This is a genomic window from Erysipelothrix sp. HDW6C (genome assembly GCF_011299615.1).
Classification (GTDB): Bacteria; Bacillota_I; Bacilli_A; order Erysipelotrichales; family Erysipelotrichaceae; genus Erysipelothrix.
Genome location: NZ_CP049861.1, coordinates 2,145,700 through 2,168,847 on the forward strand (window position 1 = coordinate 2,145,700; position 23,148 = coordinate 2,168,847).

General features: G+C 38.4%; 23 protein-coding genes. 3 read left to right on the top strand and 20 right to left on the bottom strand.

The window, feature by feature from the left end; all coding sequences use genetic code 11:
- Positions 1–4: 4 nt before the first annotated feature.
- From xylB to G7062_RS10285, 10 genes are all read right to left on the bottom strand, one after another.
- Complete coding sequence (xylB, locus tag G7062_RS10240) at positions 5–1,462, bottom strand: xylulokinase (protein ID WP_166065828.1); 1,458 nt, start codon at positions 1,460–1,462, stop codon at positions 5–7.
- Positions 1,463–2,092, bottom strand: coding sequence for a dihydroxyacetone kinase subunit DhaL (gene dhaL, locus G7062_RS10245; protein WP_166065829.1), 630 nt, complete (start codon positions 2,090–2,092; stop codon positions 1,463–1,465). It lies immediately after the preceding gene.
- Positions 2,085–3,092: a dihydroxyacetone kinase subunit DhaK gene (locus tag G7062_RS10250; protein WP_166065830.1), complete on the bottom strand. Its 1,008-nt coding sequence runs from the start codon at positions 3,090–3,092 to the stop codon at positions 2,085–2,087. The genes dhaL and G7062_RS10250 overlap by 8 nt, the downstream gene beginning before the upstream one ends.
- Positions 3,077–3,544, bottom strand: a complete 468-nt coding sequence (locus G7062_RS10255; RefSeq protein ID WP_166065831.1) for an RpiB/LacA/LacB family sugar-phosphate isomerase — start codon at positions 3,542–3,544, stop codon at positions 3,077–3,079. The genes G7062_RS10250 and G7062_RS10255 overlap by 16 nt, the downstream gene beginning before the upstream one ends.
- A complete protein-coding gene (locus G7062_RS10260) occupies positions 3,541–4,401 on the bottom strand; it encodes a sugar phosphate isomerase/epimerase (protein WP_166065832.1) in 861 nt (286 codons plus the stop codon). The genes G7062_RS10255 and G7062_RS10260 overlap by 4 nt, the downstream gene beginning before the upstream one ends.
- 61 nt (positions 4,402–4,462) lie before the next feature.
- Positions 4,463–4,996, bottom strand: coding sequence for a D-lyxose/D-mannose family sugar isomerase (locus G7062_RS10265; RefSeq protein WP_166065833.1), 534 nt, complete (start codon positions 4,994–4,996; stop codon positions 4,463–4,465).
- An 8-nt stretch (positions 4,997–5,004) separates the two neighbouring features.
- Positions 5,005–5,910: a PTS fructose transporter subunit IIC gene (locus G7062_RS10270; RefSeq protein ID WP_240915997.1), complete on the bottom strand. Its 906-nt coding sequence runs from the start codon at positions 5,908–5,910 to the stop codon at positions 5,005–5,007.
- A 187-nt stretch (positions 5,911–6,097) separates the two neighbouring features.
- Entirely contained in the window at positions 6,098–6,418 is a 321-nt protein-coding gene (locus G7062_RS10275) for a PTS fructose transporter subunit IIB (RefSeq protein WP_166065834.1), read from the bottom strand.
- A gap of 11 nt (positions 6,419–6,429) precedes the next feature.
- The gene (locus G7062_RS10280) at positions 6,430–6,885 is read right to left on the bottom strand and encodes a PTS sugar transporter subunit IIA (protein ID WP_240915951.1); all 456 of its coding nucleotides are present in this window, start codon (positions 6,883–6,885) and stop codon (positions 6,430–6,432) included.
- A 14-nt stretch (positions 6,886–6,899) separates the two neighbouring features.
- Complete coding sequence (locus tag G7062_RS10285; RefSeq protein WP_166065835.1) at positions 6,900–7,769, bottom strand: ketose-bisphosphate aldolase; 870 nt, start codon at positions 7,767–7,769, stop codon at positions 6,900–6,902.
- A gap of 243 nt (positions 7,770–8,012) precedes the next feature.
- Between G7062_RS10285 and G7062_RS10290 the strand changes: the two genes are divergently transcribed.
- On the top strand, positions 8,013–8,780 hold the full coding sequence (locus tag G7062_RS10290; RefSeq protein WP_166065836.1) for a DeoR/GlpR family DNA-binding transcription regulator: 768 nt from the start codon (positions 8,013–8,015) through the stop codon (positions 8,778–8,780).
- Between the two features lie 111 nt (positions 8,781–8,891).
- On the opposite strand, the gene G7062_RS10295 is transcribed toward G7062_RS10290, so the two are convergent.
- From G7062_RS10295 to G7062_RS10330, 8 genes are all read right to left on the bottom strand, one after another.
- Complete coding sequence (locus tag G7062_RS10295) at positions 8,892–9,842, bottom strand: sugar kinase (RefSeq protein ID WP_166065837.1); 951 nt, start codon at positions 9,840–9,842, stop codon at positions 8,892–8,894.
- Positions 9,842–10,801: an ABC transporter permease gene (locus G7062_RS10300; RefSeq protein ID WP_166065838.1), complete on the bottom strand. Its 960-nt coding sequence runs from the start codon at positions 10,799–10,801 to the stop codon at positions 9,842–9,844. Before G7062_RS10300 ends, G7062_RS10295 begins: the two co-directional genes overlap by 1 nt.
- Positions 10,798–12,297 (bottom strand): sugar ABC transporter ATP-binding protein, encoded by a 1,500-nt coding sequence (locus tag G7062_RS10305; protein ID WP_166065839.1) that lies wholly within the window; start codon positions 12,295–12,297, stop codon positions 10,798–10,800. The genes G7062_RS10300 and G7062_RS10305 overlap by 4 nt, the downstream gene beginning before the upstream one ends.
- A gap of 47 nt (positions 12,298–12,344) precedes the next feature.
- A complete protein-coding gene (locus tag G7062_RS10310; RefSeq protein ID WP_205700129.1) occupies positions 12,345–13,307 on the bottom strand; it encodes a substrate-binding domain-containing protein in 963 nt (320 codons plus the stop codon).
- 12 nt (positions 13,308–13,319) lie between these two features.
- Complete coding sequence (locus G7062_RS10315) at positions 13,320–14,327, bottom strand: LacI family DNA-binding transcriptional regulator (protein WP_166065840.1); 1,008 nt, start codon at positions 14,325–14,327, stop codon at positions 13,320–13,322.
- A 402-nt stretch (positions 14,328–14,729) separates the two neighbouring features.
- Entirely contained in the window at positions 14,730–15,338 is a 609-nt protein-coding gene (locus tag G7062_RS10320; RefSeq protein WP_166065841.1) for an ankyrin repeat domain-containing protein, read from the bottom strand.
- 29 nt (positions 15,339–15,367) lie between these two features.
- Positions 15,368–16,375 (bottom strand): hypothetical protein, encoded by a 1,008-nt coding sequence (locus tag G7062_RS10325; RefSeq protein ID WP_205700130.1) that lies wholly within the window; start codon positions 16,373–16,375, stop codon positions 15,368–15,370.
- A gap of 20 nt (positions 16,376–16,395) precedes the next feature.
- A complete protein-coding gene (locus tag G7062_RS10330; RefSeq protein ID WP_166065842.1) occupies positions 16,396–17,334 on the bottom strand; it encodes a DUF4822 domain-containing protein in 939 nt (312 codons plus the stop codon).
- Positions 17,335–17,501: 167 nt separating this feature from the next.
- Here G7062_RS10330 and G7062_RS10335 point away from each other — a divergent pair, with 167 nt between their 5' ends.
- Both G7062_RS10335 and G7062_RS10340 read left to right on the top strand, forming a co-directional pair.
- A complete protein-coding gene (locus G7062_RS10335; RefSeq protein WP_166065843.1) occupies positions 17,502–18,980 on the top strand; it encodes a cell wall metabolism sensor histidine kinase WalK in 1,479 nt (492 codons plus the stop codon).
- On the top strand, positions 18,977–19,669 hold the full coding sequence (locus G7062_RS10340; protein ID WP_166065844.1) for a response regulator transcription factor: 693 nt from the start codon (positions 18,977–18,979) through the stop codon (positions 19,667–19,669). Before G7062_RS10335 ends, G7062_RS10340 begins: the two co-directional genes overlap by 4 nt.
- A 271-nt stretch (positions 19,670–19,940) precedes the next feature.
- Here G7062_RS10340 and G7062_RS10345 read toward each other — a convergent pair whose 3' ends face one another.
- Both G7062_RS10345 and G7062_RS10350 read right to left on the bottom strand, forming a co-directional pair.
- The gene (locus tag G7062_RS10345; RefSeq protein ID WP_166065846.1) at positions 19,941–21,869 is read right to left on the bottom strand and encodes a transcription antiterminator; all 1,929 of its coding nucleotides are present in this window, start codon (positions 21,867–21,869) and stop codon (positions 19,941–19,943) included.
- A gap of 43 nt (positions 21,870–21,912) precedes the next feature.
- Entirely contained in the window at positions 21,913–23,148 is a 1,236-nt protein-coding gene (locus G7062_RS10350) for a neutral/alkaline non-lysosomal ceramidase N-terminal domain-containing protein (RefSeq protein ID WP_166065847.1), read from the bottom strand.

Here is a 23,148-nt window from a genome sequence, read left to right on the forward strand (position 1 = left end):
GTTACTATACGAAGAAGTCTTTTGTTGCGTTGTATATTTTAATGTAGCTTTGATAAAGACGTTCGTAAGATTCAATGTGCTCCTGACTTGGAATAATGGTGTCCTTTGAATATCGAATAAACTGTTTCACGACCTCATTGTAATTCTCATAATCTCCACTTCCTACCGCTACTAACATGGCAGCTCCCAATGCAGGACCCTCTTCTGTAGTTAGTGTAACGATTGGACTTTGAAGTATGTTTGCTTGAATTTGTAACCAAGCAGAACTCTTAGCTCCACCACCAATGGATATAAGATATGCACTTTTATTGCGGTCAAAGGATTCTCGAAGTGAGAATACCACACCTTCCATCACTGCTTGTACCATGTCTCGACGTGAATGTGAGCTGTCGAGTCCAATAAAACTCCCACGTATAAATGCATCAGGGTGTGGACAGCGTTCTCCACGTAAATAGGGTGTGAAAAGAAGCATTGGATGTACGGGTCGTTTTCCATAATTGTCATCGACAAATGCATCGAACGCTTGTTCAGGTGCGACGATTTCTTTAATCCAATTCAGACTATCTCCCGCACTCAATGTAACTCCCATCTGGTATCTTTCACCATTTACATGTAGAAAATTATGGAGCGTATCTTCATGCATTGCCGACCCCATACCTAAGATTACACCTGAAGTTCCAATACTGATGAGTTGCTTGCTTTCGTCAACCACGCCGGCCCCTAAAGCACCACAAGCATTATCTGCCCCGCCACCATAAATATTGACAGGCCCATGAAACCCAAAGTGCTCCACTAGCGCTTCTGACATTGTTCCTACTTTTTCATCGGAACGGACAAGCCGTGGTAACAATGTTGAACTTATTCCAAATGTGTCAAGCATTTTTGTACTCCATGTTCTTGTGTTAATGTTTAGCAAAAGTGTACCGGATGCATCTGAATAATCCATTACACGCTGTCCTGTTAATCGATATACGAGGTAGTCTTTCGGAAGTAATATTGAGTGTGTCGTCTGGTAGTTATCAATTTCATGATCTCTCATCCAAAGTATTTTTGGAAGAGTGAAACCCTCAAATGACCGATTACCCGTTTCGCTTCGAATAAGTGAACCATATTTTTCGTTAAGAAACTTGCTTTCGATTGCATTTCTCACATCGTTCCAAAGTATCGCATTCCGAACTGGATGACCCTTAGCATCAAGCATCACCAATGAATGCATTTGACCAGAGATTGCAATCCCACGAATATCGTCTTTCAGGCTTGGTATATCCGCAATCAATTGAAACAGGACCTTCTCAAATGCTTCATACCAATCCTTTGGATCTTGCTCACTATACCCCAAGTGTGGCGAAATCACGTCATACGATGCTGTGCTTTTGGCAATAACACTTCCCGAATATGTTACGACAATTCCTTTTAGGGACCCTGTCCCCAAGTCGATTCCAATATACAGTGATTCTTTCATCTATGTACCACTTTCAAGGAGGGCTTGTTCTACTAACGTTTCAATCAACAAGAAACATGATGTTGCCCCTGCATCATAGTAACCAATACTTCGCTCACCCAATCTCGCCGCACGTCCAAGCTTTGCCTGAAGATTTTTTGTGCTTTCCCAGCCTTCACGGGCACCACTTTTCAATGCATTCATACTTGATTCAAAATTTAAACCATCAATCGTTGCTTCACGAAGCTGTTGAACCGCAGGTGACAGCGTATCCACAAGCGTCTTATCGCCAACTTGGGCGCCAGCAAGATCGCAGATGGCTGCTAAAGCTGCTTCCAAACCTTCCAAGATATCATATTCATCGACTGAATCTTTACGTAATGGTTTGGCTAATTTCCGGAAAAAAGTTCCGTATATAGGACCCATTGATCCGCCAATATCGTCAATCAAAACCATTGCAAGTGTCATCATTGCATCGCGCAGCGAATCATTTTCACCGATTGCACTGCGTGCAATCAAGAATCCTTTTTTCATATTGTTTCCATGATCCCCATCACCTGTGTAGCCATCAATTTCGCTAAGATATTTCGCGTTACCATCAATGGTATCAATCATTGCTAAGACTATCGTAGGTTTTTGTGCATTAATCATGATGCATCACCTTCATTCCCACTGTATCTACCTCAAAATCAAGAGCATCTTTAATCTCATCATCCACTTTAAGAATACTTACTGTAGCTCCTTGCATGTCCAACGAAGTGAAATAATTCCCCACCATTGAATTCACAATTGTAATTCCTTTCTCAGTCAATACACGGTCAATCTCATTGTACAAAATGTACAGTTCCATAACCGGTGTCGCCCCTAATCCACTAACAAGAACAAAGATTTCATCTGTGTTTTGAATTCCGCTATCCGCACAAATATACTCAATTATTTCCTCTGCTATAAGGGAAGCTTGTTTGAGTTCTGTGACCCGAACGCCGGGTTCACCATGATGTCCAATACCAAACTCCATCATTCCATTTTCAATTTGGAAATTGGGTTTATCATTCGCTGGTAATGTACAAGGACTTAACCCAACACCGATACTCCAAGTTTGGTTTATAACTTTTTGCGCTATGGCAATTACTGAATCCAGGTCTGCACCTTGGGCCGCTTTCGCTCCTGCTACTTTCCACATTAGGATTTCTCCCGCGACACCCCTTCTTTTCTCTCGTTCTGACTGTGGAGCACTGGCTATGTCATCATTCGCAACAACCTTTTTAACGATGATATCATCGTCATCAGCCATATCAATCGCCATTTTAACATTCATATTATCACCCGCGTAGTTTCCATAGAGACACGCAACGCCCATGCCTTTATCCGCTTCTCGAAATGCGTCATAGAACACCTTAGCTGATGGTGACGAGAATATCTCTCCTACGGCGACAACATCAACCATATTCTTACCACAATAACCTACAAAAGCTGGCTTATGTCCGCTCCCGCCGCCCGTAACAATCCCAACTTTTTTTGTGGTATGAAAGTTTGACACAATGACGCGAGGATTCAGAGAACTCACGTGAACACGATTACGATGTGTTTTTACAAACCCCTCTAACATTTCTTCGACAGCCAACAAGGGATCGTTTATGATTCTTTGCATTCGTTTGCCTCCCGTTCTTCATATTCAGTAATACATGCAATTTTTTTTGCACTGTTTTCATTGTCAAATTTCAAAGTCAACCACTGGTCGAGTAAATACTCTGCATATATGGGAGATATAATCCGTGAGCCAAAGCAGATGAACTGACAGTCATTACTCAAAATACTGCGTTCCATTGATAATGCATCATGCGCAACCGTCGCGCGAATACCTGGAACTTTATTGGCTGAAATTGCCATACCAATTCCGGTTCCACACATCAGTATACCCTGGTCAGCCTTTCCATCGCGAACATATTCTGCAGCTGAGATTGCCGTGCTTGGATATAGAGAGGGGTCTGTATTATGAACGCCAAAGTCAATCACCTCGACATCTTTACCTTTAAGATATTGCTTAATGGCTTCCTTGAATTCAAACGCTGCTTCATCACAGCCAATTACAATCCGCTTCATACATTATCCTCCGCAATTTTTGTGAGGTTCGCCAACCCTTGAATGGCGAGTTCTTCTCCAGTATCGGCAAATTTACGCCAGATAGCACAATTCGCATTCAATTCTTCAAAGCTGGGATCGAAAGACTCGATGACACAGGGGTTCTGATAACCGATAGCTTCAAGGGCCTGAAAGAACTCAACCCATGGGACTAATCCCGTTCCAGGTATACCGCGGTTGCTTTCGCAAACATGTACATAACCTAGATAACGCGACCCACATGTATAAACAGCTTCTTTAAAACTCATCTCCTCACGAATCATATGAAACGCATCCAAGTGAACCTTAATGTGATTACCACCAACAGCTTTGCAATAACGGACTGCATCTTCAGCAGTGTTTATGAAATGCGTCTCGAAACGATTAACCGGCTCAATACAAATGACTAACTCAGAATGAACTTCCTCAGCATATGCAACGATGGCTTTCATCGCACTTACGGAATGGTCCCATTCACGATCAGTCCGGGGTTTCCCAGTTAGATATCCCCACCCTGCATAGTTAACGCCTCCCAATATTTTCGAGCCTATTTTCTTGTTGATATCAACCATCTGCTTCATATGATCAATACCATCTTGACGTATTTTTGAGTCATCACTAATTAAATTCGTTTTAAGTCCTAAGGTTGTTGATGTGATGGGAATGAGTGGGTATTTTTTTAATTCTTCAACGACTCTGTCGACTGGAAATGTATCCGGATGCGCAATGGCAAAATCGATTGCTTTAAATCCTAAACTGTGTGCTTTTTCAACAATCCAAAGATCCTTCTCAAGGAAATCTTCTGTCCAAATAAATGTATCAACGCCAAATGTTAGCATATTATTCTCCTTTTTATAAAAGAAGTCCTCGGTGTTTAACCAAGGACTTACAGTGTGTTAATTAGCGATCACGTATATCACGTTTGATATTGGGATTTGTGAATACATCATATTCATCAAAGCTTGGTGACGAGAACTCACTAATCACTGCCCCTTCAGGTCCAGCTTTAAACCAATGTTTAATACGAGGATCAATTGTATATTGCTCCCCAGCCTCTAAGACAATTTCTTTCTTTGCTGTGTAGTAATCACAAGATTGTTGTGGTGGTAACACCTGATGTTTTTCAACATCCGTAGGCTCATCGGTGTAGAGATAAACTTTCCCCCAACGACAACGGAATGTTTCTTGTTTTCCTTCACGTCCTTGTAAATCGGGATGAACATGTTCGGGACACGTTTGATTTGGTAATAGCACCATTTCCTTGGCACAATAGCGTGCATTATTAACATACAGAATAAGGTTTAAACCTTCTTCTTCGATATTGTTAAGGCCAAAGTCAGCATAATCAATCGATGCCAACTCGGTATCGGTTAATACGATGTTTGATTTTCCATACAAGTCTTTGACTTTCATTTTATATTCTTGTGTAAGCATAGTTCCTCCTAGCTAAATTTTAGATCGTCCATATTAATATCTTTTTCATCTTCAATGCTCATGATGCTTACGGCATCTTTATCGACTGGTTTCTTAAGAATAAATAGAACCACAGCAGTTGCCAGTGAACCAATCATCAGTGCTGCAAACCATTGCCATGGATTCACCATTGCAACCATCGCAAAGAGACCACCATGAGGAACACTAGATGCACCACCCCAAAGCATGTTTAAGGCACCTCCAATTGCTCCACCAATTCCAGTTGCAACAATACAACGCCATAGATCATTAAAAATTATTGGGAAGCATCCTTCTGTAATCATAGTTACTCCCATTGGGAAGGCTGTTTTCAGAGTTTCAACTTCATCCTGTGTATAGATATTCTTTCGGAATGGTTTTTGGAAGAAATATGCTATTGTCATTCCAAATGGTGTTACCATTGATGCCAACATCAATACTGCCATCGGTTCATTAATACCTTCAGATTGAAGGGATAGCAAGAAGGCAAATACCACCTTGTTGATAGGTCCACCATAGTCAATACTTGAAAGTATTCCAATAATTGCTCCAAAGAGTACTTTCTGACTCGTATCAAGACCCAATAAGAAATTATTCAACGCTTCAGTTCCCAGACGAATTGGTGTTCCGAGAATGTAGTACATCACGATCCCGACGATTATTGATGAAATAAACGGAATGATGAGCATTGGTTTGAGACCTTCAGCCCATTTTGGAACGCGTAACTTATCTCGTAATAGTTTGGCAGTATAACCTGCAATATAACCCCCAATAAATCCACCAATGAACCCTGCACCAATATCAATAGATACAAGTCCAATGAGGAATCCTGGAGCAATACCAGGCTTATCGGCAATTGAGTATGCAATTCCTGTTGCGATGACAACAGGTAACATTCCCAAGACCAATCCTCCCATTGTTGTTAAAGTATCAAAGAATGTATAACCATCTTTAAAACTTGCAATCGATTGTCCCCGAGCAAATTACCAATAGCTAATAAGAATCCACCACTAACGACAACAGGAATCAAATATGAAATCGCGGTCAACGCATGCTGTTTTAACTCATTAAACTTTTTATTCATTACTTAGGCTCCTCTCCTACTATTTCTTCTAACTTCTGAATAAACTTATTGGGTGATTTAATCACCAACTCAGTTGGTATTTCAATAATTTTTTTTCCTGCAAAACGATCTTTTCCAGATACTTTTACATCTGCTGCAATGACAACAACATCCGCATCTGCAATCATCGCAGTTGGGATTTCATCTTGCAATCCAATCGTTCCTTGGGTCTCAACATGAATAGTATGACCCGCTTTTTCTGCAGCATTGACCAGTTTTTCCCGGGCAATATATGTATGTGCAATTCCCGCTGTACATGCAGCGACTCCAACAATAATCATGATTTTTCTCCTTATGTAAATACAGAGATAATGTCATCCTTTGTTTCTGCCTCTAAAAGTAGTGCGACATTATCATCATTTCCAAGTTTTCCTGCAAGTTGCGCGAGCATCATCAAATGATCACGGCCGCTTTCAGGATTGTTACTTACTGAGAACAAACACACTACTTTGACGCCATTGCCATCAAGTGTTTCCCAATCAATTTCATGTTTCAATTTTCCAATTGCGATACCATTCTTCACCACAGACTCACTTTGCCCATGAGGAATTGCAATGTAGTTGCCAATTCCTGTTTGCCCTTGTGACTCTCGTAAATAAATATCCTCTTTGTACGAATCAATATCTGTGATATAACCCGCATCAAATAATAATTTTGATAAATAATCGATTGCTTCCACTTTATTTCTGGCATCAATCGCTACGTCAATAACACGTTTATCAAGGATGTCATTCAAAGAAATTGTCATTCAATCGTTTCCTCCTATTTATACAGTGATGCTTTATTATTCGATTTGAATAAGTTAATCTTTTGAATTGCTACTTTTTTTGTTTCTTCCATGCATTCAGGGAACATTACGTTTGGCTCACGAATTTCGTTTTTGCTGTTGTTTAGAATTTCACGCAATTTATCTGCAAAAACAATTTTAATATCGCTGGATATATTAATCTTAGCAATTCCCATTGCTACCGATTTCGCAATTTCATCATCGGGATTGCTTGATCCTCCATGTAAAACGAGTGGGATATCAACACGTTTCGTAATCTCTTCTAAAATATCAAAACGCAGATGTGGTTCGTAATTCTTTGGATAAATTCCATGGGATGTTCCGATTGCGATTGCAAGTGAATCAACGCCTGTGCGTTCTACAAATTCCTTAGCATTTTCAGGATCTGTAAAGATAATCTCAGTGGCACCGCCTTCAATTGAATTCCCTGTATCTCCAATTGTTCCCAGTTCAGCTTCAACAGAAACACCGACCGCATGTGCTGCTTCAACCACTTTTTGAGTGATTCGGATGTTCTCTTCAAACGACAGGTGTGAACCGTCAAACATTACCGATGTAAAACCTAGTTGGATCGCATGAATTACTTGTTCATAACTCGCACCATGATCCAAATGAAGAACCACAGGAATTTTAGTTGCTTGAATTGCAGCATGAACTTGCGCAATGTAACTATCTCCTAAGAAACTGAGCTCATCAGGATGAATGGCCATCATAAATGGTGCTCCCGTTTCCTCTGCTGCCTCAATAACTGCTGGAAGTAATTGCCCACTCCCGGCATTAAATGCAGCAACTGCAAATTTATTCTTCATTGCAATATCTAACATTTCCTTACCTGTAATCAACATAATTCAATTTCCTCCTTCTGGTAAGCGTTTTCACTTTACAAACTCATCATAGTTCCTTTTCTTTTGTTTGTCAATCTTTTCTTTAATTTTGTTTATTCTTTCTTTTTCTTACCGTAAGTACGTGAAAATCGAATATATTCTCACAAAAGTATTGATTTCTTTGTTTTGCTTTCTTTTTCTTTCTTTTAGATTTACTTTTCCGTTTTGATACCCTATAATGAAGTTATAGAAAAGGTGATAACTATGTTCGCATCTGAACGAAGAAAACAAATTATCCAACTCCTCAACAAAAATAACGCAATTTCTGTTAACGAAGTTGCGCAGGAGTTAGATGTATCAAAACCTACAATACGAACTGACTTTGATTTCATTGTGGAAACGCATCAAAATATTGAAAGAACACACGGAGGTCTTGTTTTATTAAGTAGTGATTTGCGCTATACGAAGTATGATGACCGTCGATCAATAAACATGTTACAGAAACAAGCCATAGCTGACGAGGCATTCAAGCTCATTGAGAATAAGACAACATTACTTCTCGACTCCAGTTCAACGTGTTATGAACTAGCACAGAGGCTTGTTGAGTCCGACCTCCAAGTTACCGTCATAACAAATGGTTTAAATACAGGTATGCTCCTTAAGGAGAACCCTAATTTAACAGTAATACTCATTGGTGGGCTTTTAAAACCGCGATCTAATACTACTCAAGATGAGTTTGATAGTGGGGTTTTCAATTACTTTAACATTGATATCTATTTCTTCTCCGCATCGAGTGTTTCATTTAGTTCCGGTTTTACCGACTACAACATCTATGAAATTAAATCAAAACGTGAGTATATTACGCGATCACGCAAAACTGTCGCTCTAATTGATTCCAGCAAGATTAACGATCCGTCGAATTCAAGTTTTGCAAAACTTGAAGATGTTGCTTTAATGATTACTGACAGCAACATATCTGATGAAGATTTAAAATCGTTTAAAAGTCGAATTGCAATACAAACTGCTCAGTAGTGCCCGTTGCCACACCTATTTAACACAAAAATAAACCCCTATTAGGATTCGCTCATGCGATTTCTGATAGGGGTTTATATATCACTCTATTATTTATTAATAAATTGTAAATTATAGTTTTCGCTTGTCATCCTGAATAAATGCAACAATACCGTTTAAGTCTGTATTTCCTTCCATCGGACCTTGCTTGGTTACAGCAATAGCACCAGCGGCGGATGCGTAATCTGCAGCCATATCTATGCTCATGCCTTGATTGATACAACTGATGAGTGTACCTGCAAAGCAATCACCCGCACCTGTAGGGTCAACTTCTTCAACCTTGTAAGGTGCAACATCAATTTGGTTATCACGAGTATAGACTGTAGAACCAACTGAGCCTCGTTTAACAACAATTATTGATGCTTTATGATTTGCAAATATATCACGAATCAGTTCACTCTCGCCTGTAGACCCAAGCAAATAACTAAGTTCTTCAACACTTGCTTGAATGATATCGGCATAGGAAAGTATTTTTTTTAAGAAATCCAATTTTGTCGGATTATCGAGAATTTCTTTACGTATGTTCGGGTCGAAGGATATTTTAATGTCTCGTCTTACGATAATTTCCAAGCATGCTTCTACTGCTGCTTGAATTGAATGATTATAAACAGATGAACCCATTATATGAAAGTAACTACAATCATCGAACACTCGATCATGAACGTCTCGTTCACTAATATACCCTGAAGCAGACTTCACAATGTTAAAGATAAAATCACGGTTACCATCGTCTGTGTAGGTAACAAAGGCACTCCCGGTAACGTTCTCCTGATCAACTCTCATAAACTCTGTATTAACGCCTGCATCATTGAGTCTATTGAGGTTAATTCGACCAAATCCATCATCCCCTACTGCCGAGATGAAATTGACATCTGACCCACATCGGGATGCTTGATCTGCGAAAATTGCTGGAGCTCCACTTGGAAAAGGACCTGCAAACACTCCACTCTCATCAAATTTTTGACCCATCTCAGTTGCAACCATTTCGACAAGTGTCTCACCAATTGTTACTATTGTTCCCATTATTTATTTCCTTTACTACGAACATCAATTAATACTGCAATAACGATGATTGCACCTTTAACAATTTGTTGATAAAAGTATTCCAAACCGATAAGGTTCATACCGTTATTAACAACACCAATAATCAAGGCACCAATCAGTGTTCCAAGAATTGTTCCTTGTCCACCGTTAAGACTTGTCCCCCCCAGAACAGCTGAAGCGATTGCATCCAACTCATAGGATTGAGCAACATTTGGTTGCGCGGAGTACAAACGTGATGCCATTAGAATTCCACTTACAGCCGCAGTCATTGCTGAAACAACAAATACCGAAATTTGTAACTTGTTGATTTTAATTCCTGAATATTTGGCGGCTTCACGATTACCACCCATCATCTTCAATTGGCGACCATATTTTGTCTTTGAAAGAATAATGTGAGCAATAATTGCGATTGCGATCATTATTAGGATTGGATATGGAATTATACCAAGAAATCTTTGATTCCCAATCGCCAGCAATGCTTCATTTTTAATTTGAATTGGCTTGGCATCTGTGAGAGCAAACCCAATTCCACGAATGATTTGCATCGAGGCAACAGTGACAATGAATGTTGGCAATTTAAACTTTGCACTGATATATCCATTAAAGAAACCAACAGCCACACCTAACAATACAATTGTTATGATTAACGCTAAGACAAGATTCATGCCATTATTGATGAGCATCCCCATGACAACACCAGACAACGCAAGTGTTGAAGCAACAGACAAGTCAATCTCACCAATCATTAACACAAAGGTCATCCCAATGGCTAGAATTGTAATAATAGAAACTTGCAGTAAAATATTCATTAAATTATCGGCTTGGAAGAAGTGTCCACTCAAAAAGGAGAATAGTATAATGAGCGCTACCAGTGCCATGGTAGTTCCACTATATGTCTTAAATGTACGATTTCCTCTTACCTTTTCAATAAAACTCATTTTAGTTCCTCCTTCGTGATAACCTTCATCACATCTTCTTGTGATACAACCTTCGGATTCATTTCCTCAATGATTGTCATATCTCTAACTACCGCCAAGCGGTCAGACATATTTAGAACCTCTGGTAGGTCAGATGATATTAAAATAATAGATAGGCCTTCTCGAGCCAAATCAATAATTAACTCATAGATTTCATATTTCGAACCAACATCAATACCTCGTGTTGGTTCGTCCAGTATAAGTATCTTGGGCTCAATCTCAAACCATTTGCCAAGAACTACTTTCTGTTGATTTCCGCCACTTAGATTGCGCGTGTTCTGTTCAATATGTGGGGTTTTGATCCTAATTTTGGCCACATTATCATTTGCAATCACTACTTCTTTGGCATGACTGATCATATTATACCGATTTAATATTTTTTTTATGTTTACTACTGATAGATTCTCTCGAATTGATGCATCGAGCACCAATCCCTCTTGCTTGCGATCTTCCGTCACAAAAGCAATTTTATGCTTAATTGCATCACTAGGTGAGTTCACATTGACAACTCCTCCATTAATTTTCAAGGTTCCGCTGTCTTTTTTTAATATTCCGAATATTCCCTGGGCAATTTCTGTACGTCCTGACCCCATTAACCCATAGATTCCCAGGATTTCACCCGGTTTTACACTCAAATTTATGTCGTGGTAATATCCTGTTTTCGAATAATGACTCACCTCGAGTTGATTTTCATTGGATAAACTTGCAAAGTCTTTGATTGGATATACATTTTTCATCTCTCGTCCGACCATAAGTTTAACGAGTTCGTTTTCGTCAGTATCTTTTGTTATTAATTCTCCAACTTCTGCACCATCACGAATTACAACAATTTTTTGGCTTATTTCAAAGATTTCATTAAGCTTGTGAGAAATATAGATAACTGAAATCCCCTGCTCACGCAATCGATTAATTGTGTTGAGAAGATTCTTAGTTTCTTTATTACTGAGTGCGGACGTTGGTTCATCCATAATGACGATTTTTGGATTGGCAGATAACGCCTTTGCTATCTCTACCATTTGTTGTTCACTTACGGATAAGTCTTTGGCGAAACTGTTTGGATTGAGATTGAAATTCAGACGATCTAAGAGGACTTGTGCATCTTTAACCATCTGTTTGTCATTTACCAGTCCGAGTCTTGTTGGCTCATTTAATACATAGATATTCTCTGCAATTGTGAGATTTGGAACAATCGATAACTCTTGATGAATGATGCTTATTCCTAATTGTGCAGCATGTTGTGGATCAGTTATTTTAACTGGTTGACCCTTTACGAAGATTTCGCCTTTTGTTGGTTGATATGTACCAGATAAGATTTTCATCAGTGTTGATTTTCCAGCACCATTTTCACCTACAAGGGAAAGAACCTCTCCCTTTTCGAGTTTAAGGGATACGTCACTAAGTGCGACGACTCCTGGGAATTCTTTTCGTATGTGCTTCATTTCCAAAATAGTACTCATGTATTACCTCCCAAAAAATGAAAGGGGGACTAATCCCCCTCCGATATTTATTCAGATAGATTTAGTTCCACTTTATCGCCGTTAACCTTAACATCAACCATTCCCTTACCTTCAACAAAAAGTCCTGGTGTGATTGCAATTTCTTTTTCAACAGACTCGCCTTTTGCTAATTTCTTAGCGACTTCCATCGATGCTTTTCCCATTTGATCAGGATGTTGTACGACAACTGCTTTAAATGCATTTGGCTCTGTTACCTTGTCTTGAGCTTCTTTAAGACCATCAAATCCAACAACAATTGCTTCTGATTTCTTTTCTGAAATTGCATTTGTCGCTGCTATTGCCATATCATCTCCAAATCCAAAGATTCCTTTGATTGATGGATTGCTAGTTAACATATCTTGTGAGGCAGTTAATGCTTCTTCTCTAGTTCTACCAGGCAGCTCCGTTACAATTTTCATGTTTGGATAGAGTGCGGCAGTTTTTTTGAATCCATCAATTCTATCTCTTACCGATTGAACTTCAGGGTAAGTAATCAAACCAATCTCTCCAGAACCATCAATAAGTTGTTGCATAGCTTCTGCAGCAATCATTCCACCTGAGTAGTTATCAGTTGCAATATGCGCATCCACTTCAATATCATTTGCTTTAACGTCAACTGTTACTACTGGAATTCCTGCATCTTTGGCTTTTTGAATTGCACCGCGGATTCCATCCGAGTCAACAGGTGTTAACACGATAACATCAACTTTTTTTGTGATGAAGTCTTCAATATCAGAAATTTGACGGTTCAAGTCTTGGTCAGCAATCGCGACAGTTAACTCTATATCGTTTGCTGTTGCCTCTGACTCCATAGATTCCTTAATTGCAACCTGGAATGGATGAGATGCAGTTAATAGTGACGCACCAACTTTAACTTTAGAATCAGCTGAATCATTTGAGTCTGCATTTCCACATGCCACTAGTAAGGTTGCCATTAATAATACGATTACAATATTCTTAATTTTTTTCATTGCTTCCTCCGTTTATTTTATCTTCTTTATAGAATTTCCTGGAACGAGTCTTGTTGGCAAGACGACATTCTTATTGACCAAATCTGGATTTTTGATTTTATTTAAAATCATATGTGCAGATTCAATCCCAATTTCTTCCATTGGCTGTTCGATCGTGAATATAGTTGGACTTAACATCTGAAATACATCAATGTTGTCATATCCGAGCAGTGAAATATCATCACCAATCGTAATGCCATTTTTCATAAAATATTTTATTGCTGACATCGTCATCTCGAAATTAGATGCAAAAACTGCAGTAGGTCGTTTGTCGAGTTGCATCAGTTGCTGAATATTCTCCAAACCACCATCTTTTTGATACTTACCTGTTTCAATCAATTCCTCACGAACTGGAATTCCAAATTCTTCCAGCGCTCTAAGGTATCCTTTTTTCCGCTCTCGGGCAGTATAAACGTCATCCGGACCAAGAATTAATCCAATACTATCGTGTCCGTTATTAATGAGTTCAATCACACCTTCATAGGCTCCTTGCTCATTTTTACACGTTACATAGTTAATTGATAAGTTTGGAACACGTCTATCAATCAATACCAATGGAATGTCTTCACTTAGTAGTTTTATGTTTTCAGCACTTTGGTCGGAAACAGGCATCATGATTACACCATCTACACGTTTTGCATTAAAAACTTCAATCTTTCTACGTTCAACTTCCAAGGAGTTGTTGCTACCAGCAACGATGCTGCTATATTCGACTGTTTCAAGTACCGATTCAACACCATCCATAACCTCAGTTACGAAAATGTCGTTGAGTGATGGAAAAAGAAGTCCGATTGTAAATGTGCGATTTAGCTTTAATCCCTTGGCCAAGGTATTCACATTATAATCGAGCGCATCAATCGCAGATTGAATCGCTTTTTTATTTCCATCTTTAACACTATAACCATTTATGAACCGTGATACTGTCCCTACTGATACCCCAGCTAAATTTGAGACATCTTGAATGGTAGCCTTTTTCCTCATGTATCCACCTCCACTTGAATCGATTCAATAATCATTGAATCCATGTATTGAGAACGCTTACAATATTAATATATCCTACCCCAACAGCAAAGTCAACCCCATAATTGAATCGTTTCAATTATGGGTAACGACGATAGCATTAACTATAATCACACTACAATTATTACACCAATCGATTTAGTATCTCCTTTGTTTTTGATTTTCTAAGCATCCGTGACACTAACTTTTATACACATAAAAATACCTCATTCTAAGTTTCATATAACTATGGCACTTGAATAGAGGTATTTGTTTTATATATTTGCGATTTATACTATCGTCCAAACTTTAGAGACTTGGTGACATTATGGTTTTTCTCATTTAAGTTTTTTTACGCCTAATTCAAAGAGTGTATTGAACGCTTTAATTATCCGAAAGTATATCAATAATTTCTAAATAATTTCTTTCGAGTGCATAATCGAGTGCCGTATACCCTTGGTTATCACGTAATTCCTGGTTTGCACCATTATCAACTAAAAGCCGCACGATTTCTTGGTACACTTTCGAACCATCAGATAAAGCAACGGCTTCAATTAATGCTGTATAGCCGAAATTATTTTGAAGATCTATCGGTTCTTCACTCAAATCAAGGATGAGACGAACTGTTTCAAGATGACCTTTTTCTGCAGCGGGTATCAAAGTGTTTCCGCCATATCGATTGCGAACTGAATAATCGATTGTTGCTTGCTCATACATATATTTTATTATCTCTATTCGACCATTTGCACCAGCATAAAGATAGGGTGAATCATGTATTAGATCTTGTATATTTACATTTGCGCCACAATCAATTAGAGATTTTGCTGTTTCAATATCATTATTATGAACTGCAATCAGCAGTGCTGTTGCACCCGTTGCATTTTGCATATCAATGTTTTCTATTGCTTGAGGCACTGATGCTTCGGCACAACTACTGAGTAAGAAAAAAGTTACTAATATTTTTTTATCATTATTTCCTCCTTTAGAAATCATCAAATACAATCCAACAACTGTAATTCAACTCACCACGATGGCTTTATATCTAACATTTCTGCTAGTGTTTTATATGTTTCGAATGCCTCATGTTTTGTGAATGACTCGTCATCAACGATCAATGAGTTGTTTGCCTCAATATAATTAGTAAGACTATCAGCAAAATCAATGAATTCATTGTTTGTTGCTAGATTGTAATCAATTGAGTAGTAACGTGATTGTCTGTAGTATGGACGATCAGTAATATCTGTCATTTTATCGTAGGAGTCTGCAAAGTATTCGTCGTACTTCACTTCTTCAATTACATCATCCTTTGTGATCACTTCCAAACGCGCAATAATGCCATTATCCAACTCTTTTGCCACACCGAAGTATTTGTAACCAAATGATTCATCTAGCCAGCCACTCATCTCTGAAGCGAGAGGCATAAAGCCTTGTCTTGCCGATGAAGAAGCACCTTTAACCGTATTAAAACTTCCCGATAGACGGTTTTCCGCACGCATTTGATCTTCAACAAAAGTTATTCCATTAACTACCGTAACAAGTGTCTCATCTGTTCGTGTATTAGCAGCTTGGAAAAATGCGTAGTCAGAGAGTCTTTTATTCTTGCCTGAGTACTTGTTTTCATAGTATGGATTACTGGCAAACTCAGTAAACTGAACATTTTCAATCTGTTTTGTTTGTGGATTCGTCACAACTTCGACAATACCATAGTTACTCCCTGAAAAGCTTCTTTCATTTTTATAGTAATATCCCTCTAGAACCCCCAATGGGGGTTGATTTGACCAAAACATGAGATTTGCTTTTTCTTCATCTGTATACAAGGGGGGAGGTGTTGTTCCAAAGGTCGTACTGGTCGCACCAGAAACAATATCATAGTCATATTGATGTGCATCGAATGAAAGATCACTATTCTTGTGTATCTTATCCGATGGTGTTGGTTCTGGTTTTATCTCAGGTTCTTCAATCTGTGTAGTTGCACAGCCACTTATAAATAACAATGTTGGCAACAAGATACTAAACTTTGAAAATTTCATGCAAACTCCTCCTTTATAGATTAAAAGCTAAATGTCGGTGTAAATTCACCGGTATAGGGTTCGTGTTCAACAAACACCTTGATTTCATTGCCATCTTTATCTTTACCCATGCGAGTATATGTGAATCTCGCGTTGTTGAGTTCCGTTAGAGTAAGAACAGCGCCATAAGGTTTTTCACCAATGGAAACATGTGCGCGAACGCGATTATTAATAATATCGAAGTACCCATAGTCCCCACGGCTCAACCCGGTAGCTACATCAAAGAATTCATACTTGTTATTGGTTTCATCAAACTTAGCAATACTGATGAACATTTTGTTTTCTTCAGTTACATCAACACCATTTTCATCGAACACTTTAGTGCCATTCCATAATGTTTGTCCAAGAATATCAATACCCCGAACATCTTGCTCAATTTTGTCAGAGTATGTTGTGTCTTCAACTGGAGCATTGGTAAATACTAGTTCTCTCTCTTTGTATGGAATATGCTCCACATACACTTCAACATCCTTGCCTTCTTTATCTTTACCCATACGTTTGTATGTAAAGATTTCATCCGTTAACTCTGTTAAGTCAACAACAACCTGGTAGCCTTTAGTCTGCGAAATCAAGATACGTTTCTCCCCATCTTGTGTAATGAAGAACGTTCCTTCGTCTCCACGAGTTTCACCACTGTCTTTATCGAAAAATTCATATTTTCCTGATTCAAAATCATACAATGCAAGCCCTAAGAATCCTGCATTTTCTTCGCTAAGATCATTATTCTCTTTATCATAAGCACGTGTTCCTTGCCATGCTGTTGATGTCAATATATTTGTATATTCTTGCCCTTTTGTTTGATGTGTTTCAGAAACTTGTGGTTTCTCTGTTTCCCCTTCAGTCTGTTTTGCAGCGCACCCCACTAATACAACACTTGCAATAATAAATGATGCAAAAAATTTGATTCTACTGTTTTTCATATTAAATGCTCCTTCTGTCATTGCACTCATTGTATAATATCAATATAAACTAGACCGAACGATGCGGTTAAATCTTCATGAAGAATAATAAACTAAAATAAACTCTTGTGGAATGCTTGAATAAAGCATCCCATACTGTATACAATACATAAAAGGAGAACATTAAGATGACAATTAAACAACGCTTTATACTATCGTACTTAAGCTCGTTCGCTATCTCAATTGTCGCCATGCTTGCTATAGTCGCAATGGTGTTTGCTGCGACATTAGGAGAAATACCTTCACCTGCTAACTTCTACAAAATGCTCACCGTCCAAAGAGGGCTAACTAAAGTTGAAAGTGATGCATTTCTTAAGTTAAGTAGAGTTGTACAGCGATCTCCTGAACTTATAACGGTTCCTTTCAATGAAGAATTGACGACTATCATTGATGATATTGAAGCGAACAATTTGAAAGTTGTTATACGGAAGAACAATACTTTCCCCTATTATACCAATGGATTAGTCCTGGCTTCTCTTGAGGTGCATGCCCCAGAATACGAAATTCACAACTTCGAACCCATTGGAACCCTCGATAATAATGGAAAACTCTATCGCTATGTCAAGAATGACTTCCATTACCTTGATGGCAGTGTCGGAAGTATCGTCGTTCTTAATCGTGAAACAACCCTCTTCGAAGTTTTCTCAAAGTGGGGAATTGGAATTATTATAGCAATACTAGCTGCTGCAATAGCACTCGCAAGTACGATTAATCGCAAGTTAAAGAAATCAACCATTGATCCTATCGAAACTTTGGAGTTCGCAATGCAACAGGTTTCTGACGAAAATGATTTGAATCAATTACTTGAAGAATTTCCGCAAGATAACATATCAAAGGATATCGCTCAGTTACAAGTACGTTTTAAAGAAATGTGGCAACAATTACAGTCTCTTGAGAAACTACGCGATGCCGATGAAGCAAATCGAATCGCATTGATTGCAAATATATCTCATGATCTGAGAACTCCAATTACATCAATAATCGGCTATATTGAGGGATTACTCGAAGGCGTGGCGGCAACCCCTGAGAAACAACACCATTATCTTAAGACAGTGCATCAAAAGGCAAATGACCTGAACAATCTAATCGAAACTCTGTTTCTCTATTCAAAGTTAGAGCATCAGGAACTTAACTTTGACACTAAGCCTATAAATTTAATCGAACTACTTGAATCAATTGTATACGACTATGATGAATCCAAACCAAAGCCAATCCTTATATATGAGGGTGAGTCTTTAATGATCGACGCTGACGCATTTCATTTACGCAGAGCATTTGTAAATATCATTGAGAACAGTATAAAATTTACTGACCCTGAAAAAACAGAAGCAATCATCGAGATACAAATTACAAAAACAGACGAGTCTCTTGTTGTCACACTATCAGATAATGGCAAAGGAATCGATGAGAACGACTTACCATTTATTTTCGACCGTTTTTATCGGGGTGAAAAGTCAAGATTTGCAACAGTTCCTGGATCTGGTTTAGGCTTGGGCATTGTAAAACAAATTATCGATAGACATAAAGGATTCATATCAATAACAAGTACATTTACTATAGGAACTGAGGTAAGAATTACTTTACCCAGAGTGAGGAAGCACCTATGAAAGATAGAGTTTTAATTGTTGAGGACGACTCAAGTATTGCTGAATTGCAAAAGGATTATTTGGAGATGTATGACTACGAAGTGATCATTGAAAATGACGGTCAGCGCGGGTTAGTACTCGCCTTGAAGGAAACCTTTGATTTAATTATTCTTGACGTAATGTTACCATCACTTTCTGGATTTGAAATATGCACGCAAATTAGAAAAGCTAAGAATACTCCGATTATCTTTCTATCAGCGAAAAGTGAAGATGTTAGTAAAATTAAGGCTTTCGGAATGGGTGCCGATGACTATATTCTGAAACCATTCAGTCCTAGCGAACTCGTTGCGAGAGTCAAAGCTCACATCAGCAGATATAAAATTCTTACAGAATCAACGAATACTGGGGATATAATTAAGTATGATAACCTCACCCTAGATATTTCTGCGCATAAAGTGACTATCGATGAAATTCTAATTAATCTGACATCAAAAGAATTCGCCCTTCTTGCTTATATTCTCACCAATCCCAACCGTGTTCTAAGTAAAGAACAGATTTTTGAGGCAGTCTGGGACATGGAGTCTTATGATTCCAATCTCTCAACGGTAATTGTACATATGAAACGACTGCGTGAAAAATTGAAAAATGGCGGCCTAAGTATTTTCCCCATCGAGACGATTCGCGGCAGTGGTTACCGGTTTAATTTGTAAAAAGGACTACTACAACACTGATCCATTAATATTATTAGGTATAATAACTTAAGTCAGAATGTAAGATGAACCCAATTAGTTGTACGCTATAAGTGAATTGTATTACTTATCAAGGAATGATTTCTGTATTAAACCGAAGTCGTTCCTTTTATTATCTTTACAATTCATACTTAGATAATTCAATGTAACTAAATTTTTGACATTGAAAAGCACCTCCATTATTTGTTGTCCAAATAATGAAGGCGCGCATCATCATGTACGTTCGCTTTTTTTAGTTATCATTCATCGATACTTGATTAAAGTAATGGTGAATAACTTCATGTACGTTCGAAAGTGTCGAAATGTGCATGATATCATGAACAAAATTGATGTTATTAATCAATTTCTGTAGCCACTCGACGTGGAAGAAAATGCTGTCTTCATCTTTACCAATTCCTATCATAAAAACGACTTGTACGACTTCACGATTCCATCGGATTGGTTTCTTAAGAATGCCAATAGAAATTATTGGGTCGTGTGATACTGGGAATAGACTATGCGTAATTGCGACATTATTACCGCGTTCTGTCGAGGATATGGATTCACGGTGAAGAACCATCTCACAAAAATCACCTGAGGATTTGAATGTTTGTATTGATCTATCGGCTATAATACGAATTGCATCTTCCGCGTTGTCCGATTCAAGATCAAAGTACAAACGTTCACTACTAAATGCTTGCATGAATTTCTCGAATTCAACATCAGTATTCTTAAATATCTTCCGCAATTCGCGACGTTCTTGATACTCAAAATTGTTGTTAATTTGATAAACATTGTCTTTATCTTCAAACTTTGATATTGGGAAATCGGTAACAATCAAATCATAGTTCCTTAATCTGTATTCATAGAATTCTGCGACACGAATCGAATTAATGTACGGTGAAAAGTGGTCAACAAGCTTTTGTCGTGCGAGCAAAGAAAAGTTTCGCCCCCGTTGATACACCATACAAACATCGTATTTTTTAATACGGCGGGAGTCTTTGACAAGCGAATAGTGAAGAATGTTGGCAATAATACTGATCTCTTCTTCAACAATAATATATCCATATTTTTTTTGCAGGTAGTCTCCCATTATTACCGCATACTCATACGCGATATTATTCCGTTTAATTTCCGTCAGCGATAAATTCCTGTAGTCATAACCATAAATTATTCTCACAAGAAGCCCCCGTAATTCTCGGGCAAGAAGTTTTCGTATTGTAAAATCTTCAGAGAAATCAACATTCGTGTATATAAACAGAAACTTAAGCATCTCGTCACCCAAAAAATACGAAGACTTATGCTTGGAAAGTGAAAAATCATCATCATAGTCATAAATGCGGCGCGCGACAAGGATGAGAGCCATATTTATAACCTCAGCCTCAGGTATCTTCATTAAAAGCTGTCCACTAAGCTTTTGTGCTGCATCGCACTCTTCATATTGAAGCGCCTCTTCAATCTCAATGTCACTCATTTCAATGAAATGATGTCGCTTCATACGATAATCAGCTACCAAGATTTGATTCACAACTTCACTCACACTTTGATTTGATATATGAATGTCATGTTCGAGAAGAATCTCAATCAAGGCATCATTCACAAATTTACTATCCAATTCAAAAACAGGATTGACATAGTTTGACGTAAGAACATCCTCGTCTACGAACATAAAGTCTGTAAACACATTGCGTATATTACGCTCGGCGCCTTTTATACACAACCCTTTATTCGATTGACTTACGATTTCTACACGATAGCCCTTGAGTATCTCGCGTGCCCTGCCAAGATCTGACGAGAATGTCGATTTACTTACAAATAACTCATCGATAAAACTATCACTTTTGACACATTCATTTGCTGTAAGCAGACGGTTTATAATATAACGAATGCGTTCACTATTTTCAAAAGGAATTGCCGTACTATCCCAGTATTTGTCATTAAAAGTCTGCATAAAAATAGCATATTCTCCGGCATCAAATATTTCAAGGGAATAACCAATACCTGATTTAATGAGAACACGAGCACCAAAGTTCTCAAATATCATTTCAAGTGTTTTTATATCTGTCCGTATCGTTCGTGAACTCGCACCCAAAACACTCGATAGCACTTCGCTACTAATCGGCTGATTAGCATTGATTAAAAACTTCATCAAGAGAATTTGTCGTTTATTCAAATCAAACATAAGGACCTCATTCCGAGTACACGAAAGAGATGCAAAGCATCTCCTAGTGTATCCATTTCTTTATTTTATCTATCATCATCGTAACATATTCTTCGGTATCACCATAACGGAACGGGGAATATATACTTTCAAATGACTGACCGTAGTGTTCTTTATCTACAAGGTATCCGACCGAATACTCTGTATATCCCCAGACGATGACAAAGTGTTTTGGGAAGGCCCTCTTGATCATTAGCCCAAATTTGGCTGCAAGCTCGGCGGGAACTGTAACAATAAGAATGTCTCCTAATTGCATAAACTTACCGTTTAATGTTACATCGACATCAAAATCTTTCAGCTCAAGTTGAGATTCTAGCAACGCCTTGGAGGTGTTTAAAAGCTTGAGTTCATCCAATCCGGTCTCTGTTCTCAATTCTTCTTTTATCTCTGCCAACTTTGATGAAAGCGCCGAACCATCACGTGTATAGCTTAAATGATAGGAATAGTCTTCGCTTTTTAACAGTGCACCTGCTGTTTCTGTCCACTGTATCGGATTTCTCAACTGGTCCATGATTTGCGTCCGAATGCGTTGCAGTTCTGCTCCATCTTCCCCTTGACGATACTGACGATTTCCCATGTCCCCTGAAGCACCTTGTGTCATTAAAACAATGCCTCCAAATTCAGCTTGAAGATCCGTTCGTAAAACCCCAAATAAATCACCACTTATTTTGTAGTTCGATGGACCAAGCACGGTTGGATGACAAGCCATATTAACGATTGTAGCAACAACATCTTTTTGTTTAAATTGGATAAATTTCACTTCCTTGTCAGCAATTTGATCCTTGCCATTTCTATTTCCATAGCACCCTTCAATTGTTGTTGACCCTGTCCACATTGTGCAATCAACCATTGCTTCAAGGGAGGACCCCACTGAACGCGCAGTATCCGCTACAAGTTCCTTCCGATAGCCTCGTGATGTTTCATCGTCTTCACGACTGAATAGGCCCATGAAACCGATGTCCGGTCCAGAATGGGTGTGTGTGAATCCAAGGACTATGTCTTCAATGTTGATTCCAAATTCTTCGTTAATCTGCCCCTTAACCTGTTCTCCAAGTGCTTCATCAAGCATAATTAGATCATAAGATACAAAGAGCGTATGCTTTTCACCGTCGTTTATTACAAGTGTACTGACATAGAGTTTATCCAAGACTCCTGTAGAACGATGCGTACGGCTTTGTTGGCCCGATAAGTACACATGACCTGTGGGTGTTATCTCTTGTCGACTTGCTCCTACTTTCAT

Coding starts and splice junctions, on each gene's coding strand:
- xylB (WP_166065828.1), bottom strand. CDS start 1,462: ATGAAAGAATCACTGTATATTGGAATCGACTTGGGGACAGGGTCCCTA.
- dhaL (WP_166065829.1), bottom strand. CDS start 2,092: ATGATTAATGCACAAAAACCTACGATAGTCTTAGCAATGATTGATACC.
- G7062_RS10250 (WP_166065830.1), bottom strand. CDS start 3,092: ATGCAAAGAATCATAAACGATCCCTTGTTGGCTGTCGAAGAAATGTTA.
- G7062_RS10255 (WP_166065831.1), bottom strand. CDS start 3,544: ATGAAGCGGATTGTAATTGGCTGTGATGAAGCAGCGTTTGAATTCAAG.
- G7062_RS10260 (WP_166065832.1), bottom strand. CDS start 4,401: ATGCTAACATTTGGCGTTGATACATTTATTTGGACAGAAGATTTCCTT.
- G7062_RS10265 (WP_166065833.1), bottom strand. CDS start 4,996: ATGCTTACACAAGAATATAAAATGAAAGTCAAAGACTTGTATGGAAAA.
- G7062_RS10270 (WP_240915997.1), bottom strand. CDS start 5,910: ATGTTACCTGTTGTCATCGCAACAGGAATTGCATACTCAATTGCCGAT.
- G7062_RS10275 (WP_166065834.1), bottom strand. CDS start 6,418: ATGATTATTGTTGGAGTCGCTGCATGTACAGCGGGAATTGCACATACA.
- G7062_RS10280 (WP_240915951.1), bottom strand. CDS start 6,885: ATGACAATTTCTTTGAATGACATCCTTGATAAACGTGTTATTGACGTA.
- G7062_RS10285 (WP_166065835.1), bottom strand. CDS start 7,769: ATGTTGATTACAGGTAAGGAAATGTTAGATATTGCAATGAAGAATAAA.
- G7062_RS10290 (WP_166065836.1), top strand. CDS start 8,013: ATGTTCGCATCTGAACGAAGAAAACAAATTATCCAACTCCTCAACAAA.
- G7062_RS10295 (WP_166065837.1), bottom strand. CDS start 9,842: ATGGGAACAATAGTAACAATTGGTGAGACACTTGTCGAAATGGTTGCA.
- G7062_RS10300 (WP_166065838.1), bottom strand. CDS start 10,801: ATGAGTTTTATTGAAAAGGTAAGAGGAAATCGTACATTTAAGACATAT.
- G7062_RS10305 (WP_166065839.1), bottom strand. CDS start 12,297: ATGAGTACTATTTTGGAAATGAAGCACATACGAAAAGAATTCCCAGGA.
- G7062_RS10310 (WP_205700129.1), bottom strand. CDS start 13,307: ATGAAAAAAATTAAGAATATTGTAATCGTATTATTAATGGCAACCTTA.
- G7062_RS10315 (WP_166065840.1), bottom strand. CDS start 14,327: ATGAGGAAAAAGGCTACCATTCAAGATGTCTCAAATTTAGCTGGGGTA.
- G7062_RS10320 (WP_166065841.1), bottom strand. CDS start 15,338: ATGATTTCTAAAGGAGGAAATAATGATAAAAAAATATTAGTAACTTTT.
- G7062_RS10325 (WP_205700130.1), bottom strand. CDS start 16,375: ATGAAATTTTCAAAGTTTAGTATCTTGTTGCCAACATTGTTATTTATA.
- G7062_RS10330 (WP_166065842.1), bottom strand. CDS start 17,334: ATGAAAAACAGTAGAATCAAATTTTTTGCATCATTTATTATTGCAAGT.
- G7062_RS10335 (WP_166065843.1), top strand. CDS start 17,502: ATGACAATTAAACAACGCTTTATACTATCGTACTTAAGCTCGTTCGCT.
- G7062_RS10340 (WP_166065844.1), top strand. CDS start 18,977: ATGAAAGATAGAGTTTTAATTGTTGAGGACGACTCAAGTATTGCTGAA.
- G7062_RS10345 (WP_166065846.1), bottom strand. CDS start 21,869: ATGTTTGATTTGAATAAACGACAAATTCTCTTGATGAAGTTTTTAATC.
- G7062_RS10350 (WP_166065847.1), bottom strand. CDS start 23,148: ATGAAAGTAGGAGCAAGTCGACAAGAGATAACACCCACAGGTCATGTG.